Annotated in this window: 16 protein-coding genes; 7 read left to right on the forward strand and 9 right to left on the reverse strand. The window is 67.3% G+C overall.

Annotated features, from left to right (window positions below; genetic code table 11):
- Nucleotides 1-6 precede the first annotated feature (6 nt).
- Together G6N37_RS18325 and G6N37_RS18330 are read left to right on the forward strand one after the other, a co-directional pair.
- Complete coding sequence (locus G6N37_RS18325) at nt 7-1,323, forward strand: diaminopimelate decarboxylase family protein (RefSeq protein WP_163682537.1); 1,317 nt, start codon at nt 7-9, stop codon at nt 1,321-1,323.
- On the forward strand, nt 1,323-2,078 hold the full coding sequence (locus G6N37_RS18330; protein WP_232075069.1) for a rhomboid-like protein: 756 nt from the start codon (nt 1,323-1,325) through the stop codon (nt 2,076-2,078). Before G6N37_RS18325 ends, G6N37_RS18330 begins: the two co-directional genes overlap by 1 nt.
- On the opposite strand, the gene G6N37_RS18335 is transcribed toward G6N37_RS18330, so the two are convergent.
- On the reverse strand, nt 2,075-4,111 hold the full coding sequence (locus G6N37_RS18335) for a glycoside hydrolase family 172 protein (protein ID WP_163682540.1): 2,037 nt from the start codon (nt 4,109-4,111) through the stop codon (nt 2,075-2,077). The two genes, G6N37_RS18330 and G6N37_RS18335, sit on opposite strands and share 4 nt — an antisense overlap.
- 1,366 nt (nt 4,112-5,477) lie before the next feature.
- Nucleotides 5,478-6,515: a non-homologous end-joining DNA ligase gene (gene ligD, locus G6N37_RS18340; protein WP_163682542.1), complete on the reverse strand. Its 1,038-nt coding sequence runs from the start codon at nt 6,513-6,515 to the stop codon at nt 5,478-5,480.
- A 26-nt stretch (nt 6,516-6,541) separates the two neighbouring features.
- On the opposite strand from ligD, the gene G6N37_RS18345 reads away from it, so the two are divergent.
- Nucleotides 6,542-7,612 carry an ATP-dependent DNA ligase gene (locus tag G6N37_RS18345; RefSeq protein ID WP_163682544.1) on the forward strand — a complete coding sequence of 357 codons (1,071 nt, stop codon included), beginning with the start codon at nt 6,542-6,544 and terminating at the stop codon, nt 7,610-7,612.
- Here G6N37_RS18345 and G6N37_RS18350 read toward each other — a convergent pair.
- A complete protein-coding gene (locus G6N37_RS18350; RefSeq protein WP_163682546.1) occupies nt 7,609-9,141 on the reverse strand; it encodes an HNH endonuclease signature motif containing protein in 1,533 nt (510 codons plus the stop codon). The two genes, G6N37_RS18345 and G6N37_RS18350, sit on opposite strands and share 4 nt — an antisense overlap.
- A 131-nt stretch (nt 9,142-9,272) precedes the next feature.
- Here G6N37_RS18350 and G6N37_RS18355 point away from each other — a divergent pair, with 131 nt between their 5' ends.
- Nucleotides 9,273-9,641 carry a hypothetical protein gene (locus G6N37_RS18355; RefSeq protein WP_163682548.1) on the forward strand — a complete coding sequence of 123 codons (369 nt, stop codon included), beginning with the start codon at nt 9,273-9,275 and terminating at the stop codon, nt 9,639-9,641.
- Here G6N37_RS18355 and G6N37_RS18360 read toward each other — a convergent pair whose 3' ends face one another.
- From G6N37_RS18360 to G6N37_RS18380, 5 genes are read right to left on the reverse strand one after another with little or no spacing between them, the layout of a single operon-like run.
- The gene (locus G6N37_RS18360) at nt 9,642-10,877 is read right to left on the reverse strand and encodes a cytochrome P450 (protein WP_163682549.1); all 1,236 of its coding nucleotides are present in this window, start codon (nt 10,875-10,877) and stop codon (nt 9,642-9,644) included. It abuts the gene before it with no gap.
- Between the two features lie 46 nt (nt 10,878-10,923).
- The gene (locus tag G6N37_RS18365; protein ID WP_163682551.1) at nt 10,924-11,409 is read right to left on the reverse strand and encodes an NUDIX domain-containing protein; all 486 of its coding nucleotides are present in this window, start codon (nt 11,407-11,409) and stop codon (nt 10,924-10,926) included.
- A 4-nt stretch (nt 11,410-11,413) separates the two neighbouring features.
- Nucleotides 11,414-12,769 carry a WS/DGAT/MGAT family O-acyltransferase gene (locus G6N37_RS18370; protein WP_163682553.1) on the reverse strand — a complete coding sequence of 452 codons (1,356 nt, stop codon included), beginning with the start codon at nt 12,767-12,769 and terminating at the stop codon, nt 11,414-11,416.
- A gap of 43 nt (nt 12,770-12,812) precedes the next feature.
- Nucleotides 12,813-13,199: a DUF1330 domain-containing protein gene (locus tag G6N37_RS18375; RefSeq protein ID WP_163682554.1), complete on the reverse strand. Its 387-nt coding sequence runs from the start codon at nt 13,197-13,199 to the stop codon at nt 12,813-12,815.
- A 9-nt stretch (nt 13,200-13,208) separates the two neighbouring features.
- Nucleotides 13,209-14,066 carry an SDR family NAD(P)-dependent oxidoreductase gene (locus G6N37_RS18380; RefSeq protein WP_163682557.1) on the reverse strand — a complete coding sequence of 286 codons (858 nt, stop codon included), beginning with the start codon at nt 14,064-14,066 and terminating at the stop codon, nt 13,209-13,211.
- A gap of 107 nt (nt 14,067-14,173) precedes the next feature.
- Between G6N37_RS18380 and G6N37_RS18385 the strand changes: the two genes are divergently transcribed.
- The 3 genes from G6N37_RS18385 to G6N37_RS18395 are packed head-to-tail and all read left to right on the forward strand — an operon-like array spanning nt 14,174 to nt 16,634.
- Nucleotides 14,174-15,253 (forward strand): NAD(P)H-dependent amine dehydrogenase family protein, encoded by a 1,080-nt coding sequence (locus G6N37_RS18385; protein WP_163682559.1) that lies wholly within the window; start codon nt 14,174-14,176, stop codon nt 15,251-15,253.
- On the forward strand, nt 15,250-16,023 hold the full coding sequence (locus G6N37_RS18390) for an SDR family NAD(P)-dependent oxidoreductase (RefSeq protein WP_163682561.1): 774 nt from the start codon (nt 15,250-15,252) through the stop codon (nt 16,021-16,023). Before G6N37_RS18385 ends, G6N37_RS18390 begins: the two co-directional genes overlap by 4 nt.
- Entirely contained in the window at nt 16,020-16,634 is a 615-nt protein-coding gene (locus tag G6N37_RS18395; protein WP_163682563.1) for a TetR/AcrR family transcriptional regulator, read from the forward strand. Before G6N37_RS18390 ends, G6N37_RS18395 begins: the two co-directional genes overlap by 4 nt.
- On the opposite strand, the gene G6N37_RS18400 is transcribed toward G6N37_RS18395, so the two are convergent.
- Nucleotides 16,635-17,636, reverse strand: coding sequence for a D-2-hydroxyacid dehydrogenase family protein (locus tag G6N37_RS18400; RefSeq protein ID WP_163682565.1), 1,002 nt, complete (start codon nt 17,634-17,636; stop codon nt 16,635-16,637).
- Between the last annotated feature and the right edge of the window lie 7 nt (nt 17,637-17,643).

Below are 17,643 nucleotides of genomic sequence, written 5' to 3' on the forward strand. Positions count from 1 at the left end.
GGAGGCATGACGCTGTTCGAGCTGCTGCCGTCGGTGAGGCACGGGCTGAACCCGCACCTCGATCGCGCGGTCTGGCCGCTGAGCGCCTACGTCGACGACCTGGGCCGGCTGTGCGTCGGCGACGTGCCCGCCGACGACATCTCGGCCGAGTTCGGCACCCCCGCCTATGTGGTGGACGAGGAGGACTTTCGGGTCCGCATCCGCCGCTATCGCGCGACGCTGCCCGATGCCGAACTGATCTACGCGGGCAGGGCGCTGTTGAGCGTCGACATCGCCCGCTGGGCCGCGGACGAGGGGGCCGGCGTGAATGTCTGTTCGGCCGGCGAGCTGGCCACCGCGCTCGCCGCCGACGTCCCGCCGGCACAAATCATCCTGGACGGCGTGATCACCGCCGCCGAGCTGTACGACGCGGTCGCCGCCGGCGTCGGGCGGATCGTCATCGACACCCCGAGCGAGGTCTCGCTGCTCGCCTGCCGGGTGCGTCACCCTCAGCGTGTCCTGGTCGGCGTCATCCCCGATGTCGGGGCCGGCGACCAGAAATTCGGCTTCGCGCTGTCAGGCGGACAGGCGGCCGGCGCCCTCAGGCGGGTCCTGGACCAGCCGTGGCTGAATCTGGTGGGGCTGCACTGCCGGCTCGGGTCGCAGCTCACCGACGCCTCCCACTACGGCGAGGCGATCCGCCAGATGATCGGCGCGATGGCCGAGGTCCGCGACCGCCATCAGGTCGTGCTCACCGAACTCAACCTTGGCGGCGGACACGCGGTCCCGTACCTTTCCGGCGACCGGGAGCTCGACCTGCGCTCGCTTGGCGCCACCATCGCCGCCGCACTGGAATCCGCCTGTGCGGAGCACGAATTCCCGCGCCCGAAGATCGTGATCGAGCCGGGCCGGGCGATCGCCGCGCGCGCCGGGATGATGCTGTGCCGGGTGATCGCCGTCAAGCGCCAGCCGGGCGGGCACACCTTCGTCGCGGTGGACGGCGGCACGGGCGACATCCACAGCAGCGAGCACCCCAGCGCGAGATACACGGTGGCACTGGCCAATCGGCACCGGCCAACCGCGACCGCGCCCGTCACCGTCGTGGGCCGGCATGGCGACGGCGACGAGATCGCCCGCAACGTCGAGCTGCCCGCGGACGTCCGGCCCGGAGACCTGCTGGCGGTGGCCTGCACCGGCGCCTATCAGCACTCGACGGAGTCGAGCCGCAGCCTGGTGGGCCGCCCGCCCCTGATCGCGGTCTCCGGGGGACGGTCTCGCGAACTTGTGCGCCGGGAAACCGTGGCCGACCTGTTGGCCCGCGATCGCGGCTGGAACGGTCAATGATGGTGTCTCGTACCGACGATCGGGTCCGCGCCGACCGGTTGCGGGTCACGGCGGCGTACGCGGTCCTGTTGCTCGCGGTCTCCGTCACCCTGACGGCGCTGGGCGCGCGCACCCGCGCCGCGGTCGTCAGCGAAATGAGTACCAACCTGCACAACCTGGCGCACGGCCACCTGGGCACCCTGGTCGGCAGCGCGTTCGTCAGTGACGGCGGCGACGTCTGTCTCTGGTTGCCGGGGCTGGTGTGCCTGCTGGCACTGGGCGAACTCATCTGGCACGGCAGGGGTTTGCTCATCACCTTCGCGGTCGGCCATATCGGCGCCACCTTGATCCTCGCGGTGGGACTGGTCGCCGCGGTCGAGACGGGATGGTTGCCGTTCTCGGTTGCGCGCGCCACCGACGTCGGGATCAGCTACGGCGCCGCATGCGTGCTGGGGGCCCTGACCGCGTCGATACCGTTGGCCTGGCGCCCGGCCTGGGTCGGCTGGTGGCTTGGTATCGCATTGACGGCGACTCTTGACGCGGACTTCACCGCGTTCGGTCATGTGCTTGCGCTGCTGCTGGGCATGGGCCTGTCGTTCCGGTTGCCTTCGATCACTCGCTGGACACCCGTGCACGCGGCCTTGCTCGCCGTCGGCGCCGCCTTCGGCTACTTCGTGCTCTCGGGGTGGTCGTCGTTGGTGGCTCCGATCGGCGGACTGACGGGCGTGGTGATGGCCCTGCTCGCCAGCCGGGTGATGCGGTCGGCCGCCGTCTAATCGGTTGACCCGGCCAGTGTTTCGACCTGGTAGCGGCTCGCCGTCCAGGGCGGGGAGTCGGGCGCGGGCGTGAGGGTGACCGTGATCTGCGCTTTGCCCGCAGTCGCCGAGGGCGGCAAGAGGTAGGTGTCGTCGAGCCAGCGGTGAAAATTGTTGGCGCGCGGTTGCAGCCAGTTGCCGACGGGGACGCCGTCGATGGCGACGTCCGCCGATTGGAAGCCGTCCGCTTGATCCGACGTGCGGCGCAACAGGATGCCACGGTTGGCGGGGTCTGTTTCGACGTGAAACGTCACGGCGGCGTTGGTGGCGCGAACCGAACCGATGACCGGATGAATGTCGTCGGCGCCCTCGTATTCGCTGACCAGCAGCCGATCTGCGGCGTCGGTGTCGGCGTAGCCGTGCAGAAGTCGGCTGACGGGATCGCCGGGCCGGACTTCGTCGCCGGGCGTGAGAGTTTCATTGGGCTGCGTGTAGAGGAAAGCGGTTGAGCTGTAATCGGGTTGGACCATGTTCCGTTTCCCGTGCTCGATGCCGAAACGGATCGCCGAGTGATAGTCGATGGCCTCGGCCAGCATGATCCGATAGACGGCGACGCAGTAGTCCACGCAGCCGCCGCCGGTCGTGCGCCGATCGGGCTGTCCGGTGAGCGGGTCGCTGAAGCGGGTGCCGTCCTTGAAATACCAACCACCCTCGTAGAGGTCCTCGGTGCCGGTGCCGTACCACTGGGGCGACGCGGAACCGTCGGTGTACACGCGCTCGGCTCCTTCCAGGAAGTACGGAGCGGCGTCGCTGAATCCGGTCTTGATCCGGGAGCCGCGAATGGTGTGGCTGACGCCGACGAATTTCCCGTGGCCGTGTTCGTCGGCGAACAGCCAGTCCTGGCCCGGGATCGTCGGCGCGGCGTGGGACCGGGCGGCGAAGTAGCCGGCGCGGCCGCCGGCCAGCGCAGGCGCCCACCGGGCGTCCGGGGCGATCGTCACTTCGCTGTCGATGCCGGCTACCGCGTCATCGGTGGTGTTCACCAGCGTGAGGCGAGCTTCGTGGGCGAACGGCATGGGCCACCAACCGGACAGCGACAACGATCCGCCGGGCTCCGGGATGGCGGCGAACATCAACGAACGCACCGTGTCGACACCCAGGCCGGCGCCGAAAAACTCCCCGAGTGGGGAGTCGACCGTGGTCTGGCCGTCGAACTCCATCTGCAACCGCAAGCCGCTCAGGAGTTGGTCCGTCGGTTCGGGCAGCTGCAGGTGTAACGCCGAGATGCTGCCCGGGCCAGTCGATTCCGCGATCGTCACCCCGGCACCCGCGGCGAGCTCGACGATACGCTTGTCGCGAGCCGCCGAGGGCGCCGGCGGCTTGGGATCGGCCGTGCCCGCGTCGCGCAAGGTGGCGAGGACGTCGAGGGCGGGGTCCGAGGGCGAGAAGGTCGTCACGCCTTCGGCCGTCGAGAATTGACGGTAATCGACTTGGTAGTACTCGAGATTCGCCGTCACGCTGATCCGCATCGACTGCCGGTAAGGCATCGGCACCTTGATGTACACCCCGCCCGGCGACTGCGCCCCGTTGGCCACCAACGGCCATGCGAATGGCGCACCCAGCGCACCGTCGACCACCGATTGCAGCGGAGCGTCCAATACGGTCCGTCCATCCAGTTCGACGCGGACGTTCCCCATCCGGGTCACTCTGCCGCCGTCGCGGGTGAACCAGATCGAATCCACTTCGCCGGCGCCGCGATCCTCCGCGATGACGCAGCCGGCACCGCCGCCGGCCAAACACCCACCGGTGCCGTTGCGATTTCCGGTGGAGAGGTCGAAATCACCGCCGCTGCGATCAAAGCTGGAAAGCTGCAGGGCTTGGGTGTCGGACCGCAGATACGGCAGCAGGTCCAGTCGGCGGTAGGTGTCCCAGCCGATCAACCTTTCGCCGTCGCCGCTCGACCCAGCCGGTGCTTGCGCCGCCGTGATCACACCGGCCGCCGCCGACAGCGCGAAGGCGGCGATCACGCACCACGCACGAATTGCCACCGGCATAGCGACAAAGCTTACTTTTCCCGGTCGGGTTGACCTGATTTGGAATCTCACTACAGATCGGCGCCGGCGCGGCGCGAACCACGAAATACATTCAAGCAGTTGAAAAATCCGAGAGGACGGGCCCCAGATTGGCAGCAGCGGACGCGCCTGCGCGGTCTCTGTGGTCGTGCGGTAACGCCTAACGGAGTTCACCGGCCAGAAGCGGCTGGGCTTTGCACATACCCGGAGATGCCGAGAGCGGCCGATTTCCAAACCTAAAGTACGTATACCTGTTCTCCCGAGCATATTTGGCATCGACACAGGGCTTTTCAATCCGGGTCGGATGGTACGCCGTTTCGACGTCATGCCCCGCCCCTCCGCGCGGAAAATGGCGAAAAATGAATCCAAATAAGGTGAAACGTGTCCGCCAAGTGCGGGTACCCCCGCGGCGCGGGGCGGTTCGGCCGACGGGTTATGCCCCGCGTTCGATCAGTTGTCGTGCGAAGTGCCGTAAATTTGGTGAATCCCATCGCATTCCGCATTGCACTCACGTAACATAGCTCCCCTCGGGCGTACATCTCTCCTCTAACGGATGGAGTGGTCCATGTCGCGTATGAAGTACAAGGTTGCTCTCGGCCTGATCCTGGCCGCGACCGCCTTGGCAGGCTCCGGTTGCACTGTCCCGCTGACTATCGACTGCAGCACTGCAACCACTGGCATTACCTGCACGCCGTAGAGCTGCCCGGCGGGCGTCGGGGGGTTGCGCTACTGGCACGCCTTACTTGGCTTGGTCCACTCTTAGACCTGCCGAGGGGCAGCACCGCTGCCTAAGCGTGCCAGTCAGCGTACCCGACTCGCCGCCGCGTGGACTTTGAAAGTGCCTGGACCTTAGGTGTTATTCGTACGGTTTTGCATGCACTCGATCTTCGTTGCGGTCGTCCGCTGAGCCGGGCCGGCTCGCCAGTGCACTGCAACGAATCTCCTCCAGCCTTGTCGCACAAGGGAATCAAGCTGCAGCGTTTTGCCGAAGGGCTTGTCGCGACCTCGATCAGTTGACGTAGACCATCTGAAATTTGTTGAATCCCACATCATTCCGTATTGCGGTCACATAATATGACTTCCCTCGGGCGAAACATTTCTTCATCGACGAACGGAGTGTTCATGTCTCGTTTGAAGTACAAGGCCATTCTCGGCCTGGTCCTGGGCTTCACCGCATTGGCAAGCTCCGGTTGCACGCTGCCGAGTATCTCGTGCACCGGTTCATCCACCGGAATCACCTGCACGCCATAGAGCTTTGGCCGCCGGGGGTTGCGCTCCTGGCACGCTCGACTCGTTGATGGCATGGGCGTGCCAGGCAGCGTACCGATCCTCTCCCACCCCGAGTGTCTCAGTTCGATTCGTCGCTCTTCTTTAGGTCCGTATCCCGGCTCGGCTGAACACGTTTCGGCTCACCGGGCATCTTCGGGTAGTTCGGTGGATACGGCATGTCGCCGAGGCCCCGTTCTTTGTCGGCATCGGCCATCGCCAAGAGGGGCGAGATCGACTGTGCCACGTCGTCCATTGCGGCCCAGGGGTCTTCGCGGCCCGCCAACAGCCCGGGGACGGATTCCATGGTGAACTCGTCCGGTTCCGCGCCGGCGAGCTCGTCCCAGCTCAGCGGCGTCGACACGGTCGCGATCGGGGTACGCCGCACCGAGTAGGCCGACGCCATGGTGCGGTCCCGGGCATTTTGATTGAAGTCGATGAAGATGCGCGCGCCGCGCTCTTCTTTCCACCACGACGTGGTGACGGCGTCGGGCGCGCGGCGTTCCACTTCGCGGGCCAACGCGATGCCGGCCCGGCGCACCTCCACGAAATCCCAGTCCTTGGCGATCCGCAGGAAGACGTGGATCCCCCGCCCGCCCGAAGTCTTGGGGTAGCCCACCAGGGCGAGCTCATCGAGTAACGGTCGCAACACCTGTACCGCTACGGTCCGGGCCTGCTCGAATCCGACGCCTGGCTGCGGATCCAGGTCGATGCGCAACTCGTCGGGATGGTCGGTGTCCGGGCAACGCACCTGCCACGGGTGCAGGGTGATGGTGCCCATCTGCGCCGCCCAGACGATTGCCGAGGGGTGGGTGACCTTCAGTGCGTCGGCGGTGCGCCCGGAGGGGAACGTCACCCGGCAGGTCTGCAGATAGTCGGGATGGTGCTGCGGAATCCGCTTCTGGTAGATCTCCTCGCCGTCGATGCCATCCGGGAACCGCTGCAGATGGGTGGGCCGGTCGCGAAGCGCGTCGAGCATCGGTCCGCGCGCCACCGTGAGGTAGTACTCGACGAGGCGCCGCTTGGTGCCCTTGGGGCCCAACTTGGGGAAATAAACCTTGTCCGGATTGGTCAGGCGCACCGCAACGCCGTCGACGTCGAGCTCTTCTGCAGCAGCCATACCGAAGATTCCAGCACAATCGGCCTATGGACTTACCTGTCATGCCGCCGGTGTCGCCGATGCTGGCCAAATCGGTGCGGTCGATTCCTCCGGACGCGTCATACGAGCCGAAATGGGATGGGTTCAGATCCATCTGTTTCCGCGACCGGAACGAAGTCGAGCTGGGCAGTCGCAACGAGCGGCCCATGACGCGTTACTTCCCCGAGTTGGTCGCCGCGGTGCGGACAGAGCTGCCCGAGCGGTGCGTGATCGACGGGGAGATTGTCATCGCTACCGACCACGGCCTGGATTTCGAGGCGTTACAACAACGCATTCACCCGGCCGATTCGCGGGTGCGGATGCTCGCCGAGGCCACGCCGGCGTCCTTCGTCGCCTTCGACTTGCTCGCCGTGGGTGACGACGACTACACGCGGAGGCCGTTCAGCGAGCGGCGCGCGGCCCTCGTCGAGGCGTTGGGGCATTCCGGCCCGTCGATCCACGTCACGCCCGCCACCACCGACATCGATCTCGCGCGGCGCTGGTTCGACGAATTCGAGGGGGCCGGCCTCGACGGTGTCATCGCCAAGCCGCTGACCGTCACCTATCAGCCCGACAAGCGGGTCATGTTCAAGATCAAGCACGAGCGGACCGCCGACTGCGTGGTCGCCGGCTATCGCGTGCACAAGTCCGGCGGCGACGCGATCGGCTCGCTGCTGCTCGGGCTCTACCAGGACGACGGGCAGCTCGCGTCCGTCGGGGTGATCGGCGCCTTTCCGATGGCCGAACGGCGGCGCCTGTTCGCCGAGCTTCAGCCGCTCGTCACCGATTTCGAAGGCCACCCGTGGAATTGGGCCGCCCACGAGGCCGGCGAGCGAACACCGCGCAAGAACGAGTTTTCCCGCTGGAACGCCGGGAAGGACCTTTCGTTTGTGCCGCTGCGGCCCGAGCGCGTCGTCGAGGTCCGCTACGACCACATGGAAGGCCGGCGCTTTCGGCACACCGCGCAGTTCAACCGGTGGAGGCCGGACCGCGACCCGCGGTCGTGCACATACGACCAACTCGAGCAGCCGGTCACCTTCAGCCTCGGTGACATCGTGCCCGGCCTGGGATCGGGCTAGAAGGGCGGCGGCTGGTTGCGTTCGGCGATGCGGGCGGCGTTGAGCGCGCGTTCGGCGTCGATGCGGCGGGCTCGATCTTGTTGTCGGGTTCGGCGGCGTTTGGGCATCATGCCGCCGCGATCACCGAGAGAACCGTAGTCGGTTGATACGGTTGGCAATTCACCCGTTGGCACGCACAGTGCGGGAAACAACAGGCGGCTGCCCGGACGGGTGGTGTAGGTCCGGCCACTCGGCGACGTCCAGACGACCGTGCCGTCCGGAAGCTGCTCGTCGCGCCAACCCGTCCAGAACGTTTTCACAAGGTGGTGCTTTCTGCACAGGCACTTGAGGTTGGACGCGTGGGTGGGCCCGAGCGGGTAGGGCACCGTGTGGTCGATGTCGGCGAACTCGGCGGGTCGATCGCATCCGGGGAATCGGCACGTCATGTCCCGGCACCGAATGAACCGTTCCAGCTCGGCCGAAGGGCGGTAACCCGGCTCCGGCTTTGCGTCGGCCGGATGGCGCACCGGGCGCACTTTGGCGCCGCCATGGATCAGCTCGGCGAGCTGCGCCGGCAATACCACGCCGCCGCCGGGGATCAGCGCGGGCGGCCGCGGATCCGGGACGTCGGGCTCGGGATCTGGTGCCAGCGCCTCCGCCAGCGTCGTCTGGTCCGTGATGGGCCGTGATGGCCGCTCCCCCGACATGTGGGGGTCGGGGTCGGCGTCCAGCGCCGAAGCGTCGGCAACGACGTGGATCACCACGCTGGCCGCCCGCCCGTCCTTTTCGGCGCCCGCCAGGCAGCCCGCGTTGCCGCAGCCACACGCGAGCCGGTCCGCGCCGGCTGCCAAGGCTCCCAGTGCGTCGGCGCGGCGCTGGGCGACGGTGCGCGGATCGTCGTCGCAGACCTCGTGGGCCATCTGCAGCAGGCGCCGGTCCAACACGGCCGCATCGTGCGCATAGAGCCGGCCCCACATCGAGGCGGTGCCCGACTCGTCATCGGATCGATCGATGACGACGTCGCGGCTGCGGGCCGCCGCGCGAGTTCGCCGCAAGGCGCCGGGATCGTATTGATCCACCACCGCGTCGATGGCCTGCGCCGTCTTGGTTGCCGACAGCGGCCCGAACCGCCTCGCGTCTTCCGCCAGGGTGGTATCGACCAATTGCAGTGTGTCGGGGTCCTTCACGAGGTCGGTGTGCCACACGATCGTCGCCGCGAGCCGGGCGCTGATCATCCCCTCGGCGAAGAGCGCCCCCACCCGCGGGAGCCGACTGCGCAGCGCGGCGGCCAAGTACATCTGCCCAGAGGCCATGGCGTGGCTGATGTTCTGTGCCGCGGCGACCTCGGCGGCCATGGCATCCCAGTTGTCGCAGGACCAGTGGGCGGCGCTGGTTGGGCCGTCGGCACGGCGGTGCACCAGCTCCGCGATGGCCGCCAGCCTGCGCGCCGCGGCCACCGCCTCAACCCGTGCCCACTCGGCGATCGCAGCCGCCAACTCGGCGTCGTCGGCGCGCGCCAGCTCGTCGACGAGCAGCCCTGAATCGAACATACTTTCGTATAGTAGTCGCGGTCGACGACGCCGAGCACCGCCCGAAGATCACCCTGTGGATGAACTTCGAACTGTGGATAATCGGCGAACCACGCGTTTAATGCCCCCGCCGGGCGGGCACGCGAACGTACATGTCAGTGACAGCGTTTCAAGACCTGCCGTTGGCCGACCGCGACCGGAAGTGGGATGGTGACGCCGCCGAGAAGCGGGTCCGCAAGTGGGCCGGGGCCAAGGACGCCCCGAACGAGAAGTACCGCGACGCCCACGTCTGGTACGACAACGGCAAGAAGGAAAACTTCACGGCGTACAAATTGTTGATCGCCGACGTCGTCGGCGGCAATCTGCGGGCGGTCCCACGCGGGGTGATGGCGGCCGGCGCGATCATGGACGGTGCGCGCGGCGGCGTCGACCTGCCGAAGGCGGACGTCGATCGGGTCAAGAGCCACCTGGCCAAGTACTACCAGAAGATGGGCGAAAGCCCGCCCTGGGAGCGCGCCTAGTCAGACCGCAACCGACAGGCGCGACAGCCCGCGCAGGGTGACGTTGGCCTTGTATCGCGGCTCGCCGTCCAGCCGCGCGTCCGGGAAGCGCGCCGCCACCGCCGACAGGGCCACGCCGGCCTCCAGCCGGGCCAGCGGCGCACCCAGGCAGTAATGGGCTCCCCGGCCAAAGCCCAAGTGCCGCAGCCCCTTCCGGTCCGGGTCGAAGAGATCGGGCCGGTCGAATTCCGCCGGATCGCGGTGGGCCGCGGCGAGCAGCAGCATCATGACATCTCCCGCCGGCACCTCAACGCCGCCAATCACCATGTCGGCGAGAGCAATTCGGCCGACAAGTTGCACCGGCGGGTCAAAGCGCAAGGTCTCTTCCACGATCGCCGGCGCTCGACCGGAGTCGGCACCCAGCGCGGCCCACTGCGCGGGATTGCGCAGCATTGCCAGCACGGCGTTGCCGATGAGATTCACCGTGGTCTCGTGTCCGGCGATCAAGAGCAGATTGCAGGTGGAGACGATCTCCTCCTCGGTCAGCTGGTCGCCGGACTCTTCCACGGCGATCAGACCCGAAAGCAGGTCGTCTCCGGGTTGTGAACGGCGGCGCTCGATCAGGCCGTGGAAGTATTCGCGCAGCCACGTCCCGGCCTGTTGTCGTTGATCTGCGACATCGGGCGGCACTCCGGTGATGGTGGAGAACGGGTCCAGCGCCTGGGCGAGCAGTGCCGACGCGCGGCTGAATTGCGGCTCGTCGTCGAGTGGCACGCCGAGCAGCCGGCAGATCACCGCCACCGGCAGCGGATAGGCGAAATCTTCGACGACTTCGAAGTGCCCCTTTTCGGCGACCCGATCGAGCATTGCGTCGACCAGCGAACGGATATCGGGTTCCAGCGCGCTCACCACCCTCGGCGCGAACGCTTTGCTGACCAGCCTTCGCAACCGGGTGTGATCGGGTGGATCGAGGAACAAGAAACCCGGCGGGCCCTGCCTGCGCGGTGCCGTTCCGGCCGCGGCCTGGCGCTTGGCGACAGTCGAGTTGACGTTGTCGCTGCTGGACGACGGGTGCCGCAACACGTCGTCGCAGTCTCGGTAGCTTGAGAAGACGGCCAGATTGGTGTCGGGCAGCTGCACCGCTCCGCCCTCGCGAAACCGCGCGCAGAGTCGATACGGGTCGGCCCGGTTGGCCGGGTCCAGCAGTTGTAGCAGCAACCCCTGGGATTCGGCTTGCCCGGTCGGCGCGGTCGTCATGCGGCCATTCTGCCCGGCGCCGGACGGCACCCCGGTCAGCCGGAGGTCAGGGCCCTTCCCGCAGACCCGCCAGATCCGCACGTGCCATCAACCGATCCAGAAAATCCAGCTGGCCCTTGAGCAACTTGACCCGCGCCTCGGCCACCGAAAACCACCCCACCCGATCGACTTCCGGGAACTCGCGCATGGTGCCCGACCCCTTCGGCCACTCCAGCTCAAAGGTGTTGCTGCGCGCGTCACTCACGTCGAGGTCGGCGTGGACGGCGAATGCGGTGACCACCTTGCCGCCCGACTGTTTCAGCTGGCCGAGGTCCAGCCGGGTCCCGGCCGGCGCAGAAACCCCGAGCTCTTCGGAGAACTCGCGTTGGGCGGCGGCCCAGGGATCCTCCCCGTCGCTGTACTCCCCTTTGGGAATCGACCACGCCCCGTTGTCTTTTCGCGCCCAGAACGGGCCGCCCGGATGCGCTATCAGGACCTCGACGACGCCCTCGCGGGTCCGGTACAACAGCACACCGGCGCTGAGCTTCGGCATTCGCTCAGGACCCGACCGAACGTTCCAGGTCCTTGAGCGACGACTCCAGGTGTGCGAGCAGGCGCTGCAGGTGCGGCACGCTGCGCCGGCATCCCACCAGCCCGAAGTCCAGATTGCCGGCATTGTTGGCCAGGGTGATGTTCAGCGCCTGGCCGTCGAGCGCGATGGACATCGGGTAGTTGCCGTCGAGCCGCGCGCCCCCGTAGTAGATCGGCTGGGTGGGCCCCGGCACGTTCGAAATGATGATGTTGAACGGCGGCGACGTGGACGACACCCAGCCGGGGACCGCCGCCAGGGCCAGCGCCGAGGTATTGACCGCGGAGAGCGCGAGCGCCTGGAAGCGGGGCAACTGTGAGAACACGGTCTTGTTGCTGCGCATCGAGTCGCTGATGGTCTGGAGTCGCTGCGCGGGATCGTCGCTGTCGGTGCCGAGATTGCACAGGATGGCGCCGACGAGGTTGCCCCCGGCATCGGCCTCGTCTTCGGTGCGCAGGCTTACCGGGACCATCGCGATCAGCGGGGCGTCGGGCAGGGCGTTCTGCTCGAGCAGGTAGTAGCGCAGGGCGCCCGAACACATGGCCAGGACGACATCGTTGACCGTCACCCCGGCGGCCTTCTTGACGCTTTTGATGCGGTCCAGCGACCAGGACTGGGCGGCGCACCGGCGCGCGCCACCGATCTTGACGTTCAGCATGGTGCGCGGCGCCCCGAAGGGCAACGTCAACTGCTGCTCGAACAGCGCCGCGCGGGCCAGTGAAACCGTCGACGGGGCAAGCGCCGCAAGGGCTCCCGCCGCATGCAGCGCCGAACGCAAGGGGCTGACGGGGCTGCTCTTGCGTTTGCTTTTCGGCAGGCTCCACGGCGCGCGGATCTCGGTGTCGTCGGGGTCCGCCGACAACGCGCGCTGCATCAGCTTCTGCGCCGACACCCCGTCGATCAGCGCGTGGTGAACCTTGGTGTAGACGGCGAACCGGCCATCCTGGAGGCCCTCGATGATGTGCGTCTCCCACAGCGGGCGGTGACGATCCAGCAGGCTGCTGTGCCATCGCGATGTCAGCTCGAGCAGTTCACGGATCCGCCCTGGAGACGGCACCGCGGAGCGCCGGACGTGGTAGTCGATGTCGACGTCGTTGTCATAGGACCAGCCCAGGTTCGCGATTCCGCCGACGAACGTCGCGGGATGCTTGCGGAAGGTGGGCTGAAAATCGCGCTGCGCGATCAACCGGTCGTAGAGGCCGCGGACGAAGTCGCGGTCGGCGCCGCTCGGCAGCTCGAACAGCTGCAACCCACCGACGTGCATGGGATGTTCGCGCGACTCTCCCAATAGGAAGATCGCGTCGGTGGGCATCATCAGGTCCATTCAGCAATTACACGCGACTATGGGCGAACCCGCCAGCACCCGTTTATTCGGGAGCCAGCGACCATGCCGACGTCGCGACCAGGTCCCCACGGTCGAGTGCCGCGGCGCGGTGTTCGTGCACTTGCGCGTACTCTGGCGTGCTCACCATGTCGATGAACGCCTGCGGGGTCGGGTATTCCACGACGAGAATCGCGTCCCACCAAGGTGTTTCGTCGTCACCGATCACGAAGGCCGGCGCGATGCCCGCGTAACTGACGGTGGCGCCCACCCGCCGCAGATGCGGCGCCACCTCCAGCGCGTAGCGCTGGTAGGACTCCTTGCCGCCCGAGGTCTTGAACTTCAACAGGTTGACCATCACCACCGGCGCGTCGGCGGGCCGCGCGGCCAGGGCCGCGAACTGTTCGGCGGTGGGCTCCAAGGAATGGCTCATGAGAGACGATTACAGCAGATCGGTGATGGTCTTCAGGCCCGCTTCATAAAGGACGCCGGGCAGCATGCCGCCGTCGTGCTCGATGGTGGTGCCGTTGATGAAGTCGGCCTCGCCGCTGGCCAGGAATACGCAGACCCTGCCCACCTCCGCGGGCTCACCCGCCCGCCGCAGCGGGACAGCCTCGAAATACTTTGCGCCAGTTGGGTCGTCTTTGGGCAGCACGAACGACCGAAAGTTCTCGGTCATCGTCGGTCCGAGCGCGATGCAGTTGACCCGAACCTTGGGACCCCACTCCTCGGCCAGCGAGCGGGTGAGGTGGTTGAGCCCGCTCTTGGCCGCACCGTAGGAGACCAACGTCGGCGACCCGGCCGGATGCCCGGCCCCGCTGGAGATGTTGACGATGCAGCCTACGCCGTCCTGGGTGCGCATCTGCCGGTAGGCGCGGATCGCGAACCAGAGCGGGCTGATCAGGTTCATCTGCACCGCGAACGCGTGGAACAACGCGGTGCGCTCATACTCGTCGTCGCTCGCCGGCGTCCCCTGAATGCGTTGCACCAGTTGGGGAATGCTCTCCGCGTGCGGAGCCGGAACGGTTCCTCCGGCGTTGTTCACCAGGATGTCGATGCGGCCGTGCTCGGCGACGACTTCGGCGACGAAGGAGTCGATCGCGCGGTAGTCCCCTTGGTCGCAGACCCGTTGGGAGGCCCGGGCCGACCAATCGGGTTCGACCCCGGGAATGGCGTCCAGCGGCGAGCGTGAACAGCCGACGACGGTGGCACCGGCGCGGAGCAGTTCGTGGGCGATGCCGACACCCACACCCCGGCTGGTTCCGGTGACGATCGCGACCTTGCCGTCCAGGACACTCATGACAGTCCTTCCTCCGCCGAGCCGACGTTGACAGTCACTGTCAGCGGGTCATACTGTGCCATTTCGGTCGTTGGCGTGTAAAGGCATGTGATTCGGAGGTCACCGAGATGAGTAGTCCGTCCAAGCTCCGCGTCATCCAATGGGCGACCGGAGGCGTCGGCAAGGCGGCCATCGCGTGCGTCCTGAATCATCCGCAGTTGGACCTGGCCGGCTGCTGGGTGCACAGCGCGGACAAGAACGGCGTGGATGTCGGCCGGATTCTTGGAACCGCGGACCTCGGTGTCACCGCCACCTCCAGCGCCGAGCAGATCTTGGCGCTGGACGCCGACTGCGTCGTGTACAGCCCCCTGGTGCCCAACGACGACGAGGTGATCGCCATCCTGCGATCCGGCAAGAACGTCGTCACCCCGGTCGGCTGGGTGTACCCCGACCCCGGCAACCCGCGGCACCGGGCCGTCGCCGACGCCGCGGTCCAAGGCGGGGTGACCCTGCACGGTTCGGGGATTCACCCCGGCGGCATTACGGAACGCTTCCCGCTCATGCTGTCCTCGCTTTCGTCGGCCGTCACCCACCTCCGCGCCGAAGAATTCTCCGACATCCGCACGTACAACGCCCCGGACGTCGTGCGCCACATCATGGGCTTCGGCGGCACCCCCGAGGAAGCCATGCAAGGGCCCATGGCCGGCCTGTTGGACGGGGGTTTCAAGCAGTCGGTGCGAATGATCGCCGACCACATGGGATTTCGTATCGACCCGAACATCAGGACCATCCAGGACGTCGCCGTCGCGACCGCCGAGATCGAATACGGTCCATTCCCGATCGCGGCGGGAGCCGTGGCCGCCCGCCGGTTCCGCTGGCAGGCCCTCGTGGACGGCGAACCGGTCATCACGGCGGCGGTCAACTGGTTGATGGGTGAGGAAAACCTGGATCCGGCCTGGGACTTCGGCGGGCGGGGCGAACGGTTCGAGGTTGAGATCACCGGTGATCCCACCGTGAGCCTCACCTTCAAGGGTCTGCAGCCCGAGACGATCGCCGAAGGGCTGGTGAAGAATCCGGGCGTGGTGGCGACGGCCAATCATTGCGTCAACGCCATCCCGGATGTCTGCGCCGCCGAACCGGGCATCAAGACCTACCTCGACCTACCCCTGTTCGCGGGTCGCCCCGCTGCCGGCCTCGCGGCTTCATGACCTACACCCATCCCGACTCGATGCGCGGCCACGTCGCCATCGTCACCGGTGCCGCCCAAGGCGTGGGCAAGGGCGTCGCGGCCGCATTACTGGAACGCGGCGCCTCGGTGCTGCTGGTCGACATCCAGGACGAGTTGCTGGGCGCGACAACCGAAGAGCTGTCATCGACGGGTCGCGTCGAGAAGCTGACCGCCGACCTCCGTGACCCCGCCAGCGCACAGCGGATCGTGACGGCCGCGGTCGATGCCTTCGGTGCGGTCCACGGCCTGGTCAACAACGCGATCGCGACCAACGAGCCCAAGGCGTTCGTCGACATCACCACCGAGGACTTCGCGCTCGGCCACGAGGTGGGCCCGCGGGCGACCTTCCTGCTCATGCAGGCCGTACACCCCGTGATGGTCCGGGCGGGGGGCGGGTCGATCGTCAACCTCGGCTCCGGGACGGGCACCGGCGGTGAGCCGAAATGGGGCGGATACGCCGCGGCCAAGGAGGCCATCCGGGGCCTGTCGAAGGTCGCCGCCCTGGAGTGGGGACGCGACGATATCCGGGTGAACGTCATCTGCCCGTTCGCGGAATCGGACGGCGTGAAGTTCTGGAAGTCGTTCGCGCCCAAGGAGTACGAAAAGGCGGTGCTCCGCGTTCCGATGAAGCGCATCGGCGATGTCCGCACCGACGTGGGTGCGTTGGTGGCGTTCCTGCTGGGCACCGACTCGACGTTCATCACCGGACAGACCATTCACGTCGACGGTGGGATCGGCTGCTTCCGGTGACCTCTCCCGCCAGAGGCGAGTCGCTGCGCGATCGGCAACGCGCACAGGTCCGGGCCGACCTCCGGCGAGCGGCGTTCCGGCTGTTCGTCGAACGCGGCTACGACGCCGTCACAACGGAGGAGATCGCCGCCGCAGCGGGCGTTTCGCCGCGCACCTTCTTCCGGCACGTGCCGACGAAAGAAGATCTGTTGCTTGCCCCGGTCCGGCATGGCGGCGCCGCGATCGTCAACCTGCTCGAGCAGCGGCCCGCGACCGAAGCGCCGGATGTCGCGTTGGTCAACGCCATCATCACGCGGACCCGGTCCTTCGAGCAGGCCGACACCGACGAGTGGCGAGAAGCGCTGCTGGTGGCACCCGATCTGCTCCGCAAGGTCACGGTCCACACGCCCGCCGACAAGGAGCGGGCGGCCAAGCTGATCGCCGAGCGGATGGGCGTGAACCCCGACGTCGACATCCGTCCCGGACTGTTGGTCCAACTCGCCTTCGCCGCCGCGGATTTCGGGTTCCAGCAATGGGTGCGCCAGTCCGGGCGCCCGTGGCCGCTGGATCGCTACGTGACCGAGGCCCTGCAAGCGGTCAAGAGTCCGCACTGGAAGCGGAAGCGGGGCTGATCAAGCCCGGGACGACGCCTCGGGATTGGCGATCCGGATCGGGGCGCCGTCCAGCCAGGCGGTCACCGCCTCGACGGTGTCGGAGTAGAACGCACTGAGCATTTCGCGGGTGACGTATCCCAGGTGCGGAGACAGGGTGACATTCGGGAGCTGCCGCAACGGGTGATCGGTCGGCAGCGGTTCGATGTCGTAGACGTCGAGGCCGGCTCCGGCGAGGCGACCGGTTTTGAGCGCATCGAGCATGGCGGCCTCGTCGACGATCGGGCCCCGCGACGTGTTGATCAGGAACGCGTGCGGCCGCATCCGGGCCAGCTCCGGTTGGCCGACCAGGCCGCGCGTGCGTTCCGAGAGCACCACATGGATGGAGACCACGTCCGATTGCTCGAACAGCGCGGCCTTCTCCACCCGGCGCGCGCCCACCATCGCGGCCGCATCCTCGGTGAGATTCTGGCTCCAGGCGATGACCTCCATCCCGAAGGTTTTCGCGTATTCGGCCATCCGCCTGCCCACCCGCCCGAGGCCAAGCAGCCCAAGTGTCTTGCCGGACAGCGTGAGACCCGTCGTCACCTGCCAGCCGCCGTCCCGCATGCGTCGGTGTTCTTCGGCCAGGTTGCGCACCGTGGCGATCAGCAATCCCCAGGCCAGTTCGGGAGTGGCGTCGTGCACGGAGCGGAATCGCGGATGGGTGAAGTCGGTGTGGGCGACCAGGATCCCCCGCTCGGTGGCGGCGCCCATGTCCAGGTTGGGCAGACTCCTGCCGACGATGGTGATCAGCTTCAGGTTCGGCAGCCGCTCGATCAGCGTTCGCGGCAACGCCATCCGCTCGCGCATGGTGCAGATCACATCGAATGGCCGCAGCGCCTCGGCGGCGTCGTCCTCGGACAGATGCCGATCGAAAACCGAAACGCGGGAACGGGTTTGCACCGCCGACCAGTCCGCAAGCCGCAGAGCCACACCGGCGTAGTCGTCGAGGATCGCTACCTGGGGCGTGGGTTTCGACATGACCCCA

The organism is Mycobacterium seoulense, from assembly GCF_010731595.1.
Lineage (GTDB): Bacteria > Actinomycetota > Actinomycetes > Mycobacteriales > Mycobacteriaceae > Mycobacterium > Mycobacterium seoulense.

Coding starts and splice junctions, on each gene's coding strand:
- G6N37_RS18335 (WP_163682540.1), bottom strand. CDS start 4,111: ATGCCGGTGGCAATTCGTGCGTGGTGCGTGATCGCCGCCTTCGCGCTG.
- G6N37_RS18375 (WP_163682554.1), bottom strand. CDS start 13,199: ATGAGCCATTCCTTGGAGCCCACCGCCGAACAGTTCGCGGCCCTGGCC.
- G6N37_RS18360 (WP_163682549.1), bottom strand. CDS start 10,877: ATGACGACCGCGCCGACCGGGCAAGCCGAATCCCAGGGGTTGCTGCTA.
- G6N37_RS18390 (WP_163682561.1), top strand. CDS start 15,250: ATGACCTACACCCATCCCGACTCGATGCGCGGCCACGTCGCCATCGTC.
- G6N37_RS18355 (WP_163682548.1), top strand. CDS start 9,273: ATGTCAGTGACAGCGTTTCAAGACCTGCCGTTGGCCGACCGCGACCGG.
- G6N37_RS18380 (WP_163682557.1), bottom strand. CDS start 14,066: ATGAGTGTCCTGGACGGCAAGGTCGCGATCGTCACCGGAACCAGCCGG.
- G6N37_RS18345 (WP_163682544.1), top strand. CDS start 6,542: ATGGACTTACCTGTCATGCCGCCGGTGTCGCCGATGCTGGCCAAATCG.
- G6N37_RS18365 (WP_163682551.1), bottom strand. CDS start 11,409: ATGCCGAAGCTCAGCGCCGGTGTGCTGTTGTACCGGACCCGCGAGGGC.
- G6N37_RS18385 (WP_163682559.1), top strand. CDS start 14,174: ATGAGTAGTCCGTCCAAGCTCCGCGTCATCCAATGGGCGACCGGAGGC.
- G6N37_RS18330 (WP_232075069.1), top strand. CDS start 1,323: ATGGTGTCTCGTACCGACGATCGGGTCCGCGCCGACCGGTTGCGGGTC.
- G6N37_RS18325 (WP_163682537.1), top strand. CDS start 7: ATGACGCTGTTCGAGCTGCTGCCGTCGGTGAGGCACGGGCTGAACCCG.
- G6N37_RS18370 (WP_163682553.1), bottom strand. CDS start 12,769: ATGGACCTGATGATGCCCACCGACGCGATCTTCCTATTGGGAGAGTCG.
- G6N37_RS18350 (WP_163682546.1), bottom strand. CDS start 9,141: ATGTTCGATTCAGGGCTGCTCGTCGACGAGCTGGCGCGCGCCGACGAC.
- ligD (WP_163682542.1), bottom strand. CDS start 6,515: ATGGCTGCTGCAGAAGAGCTCGACGTCGACGGCGTTGCGGTGCGCCTG.
- G6N37_RS18400 (WP_163682565.1), bottom strand. CDS start 17,636: ATGTCGAAACCCACGCCCCAGGTAGCGATCCTCGACGACTACGCCGGT.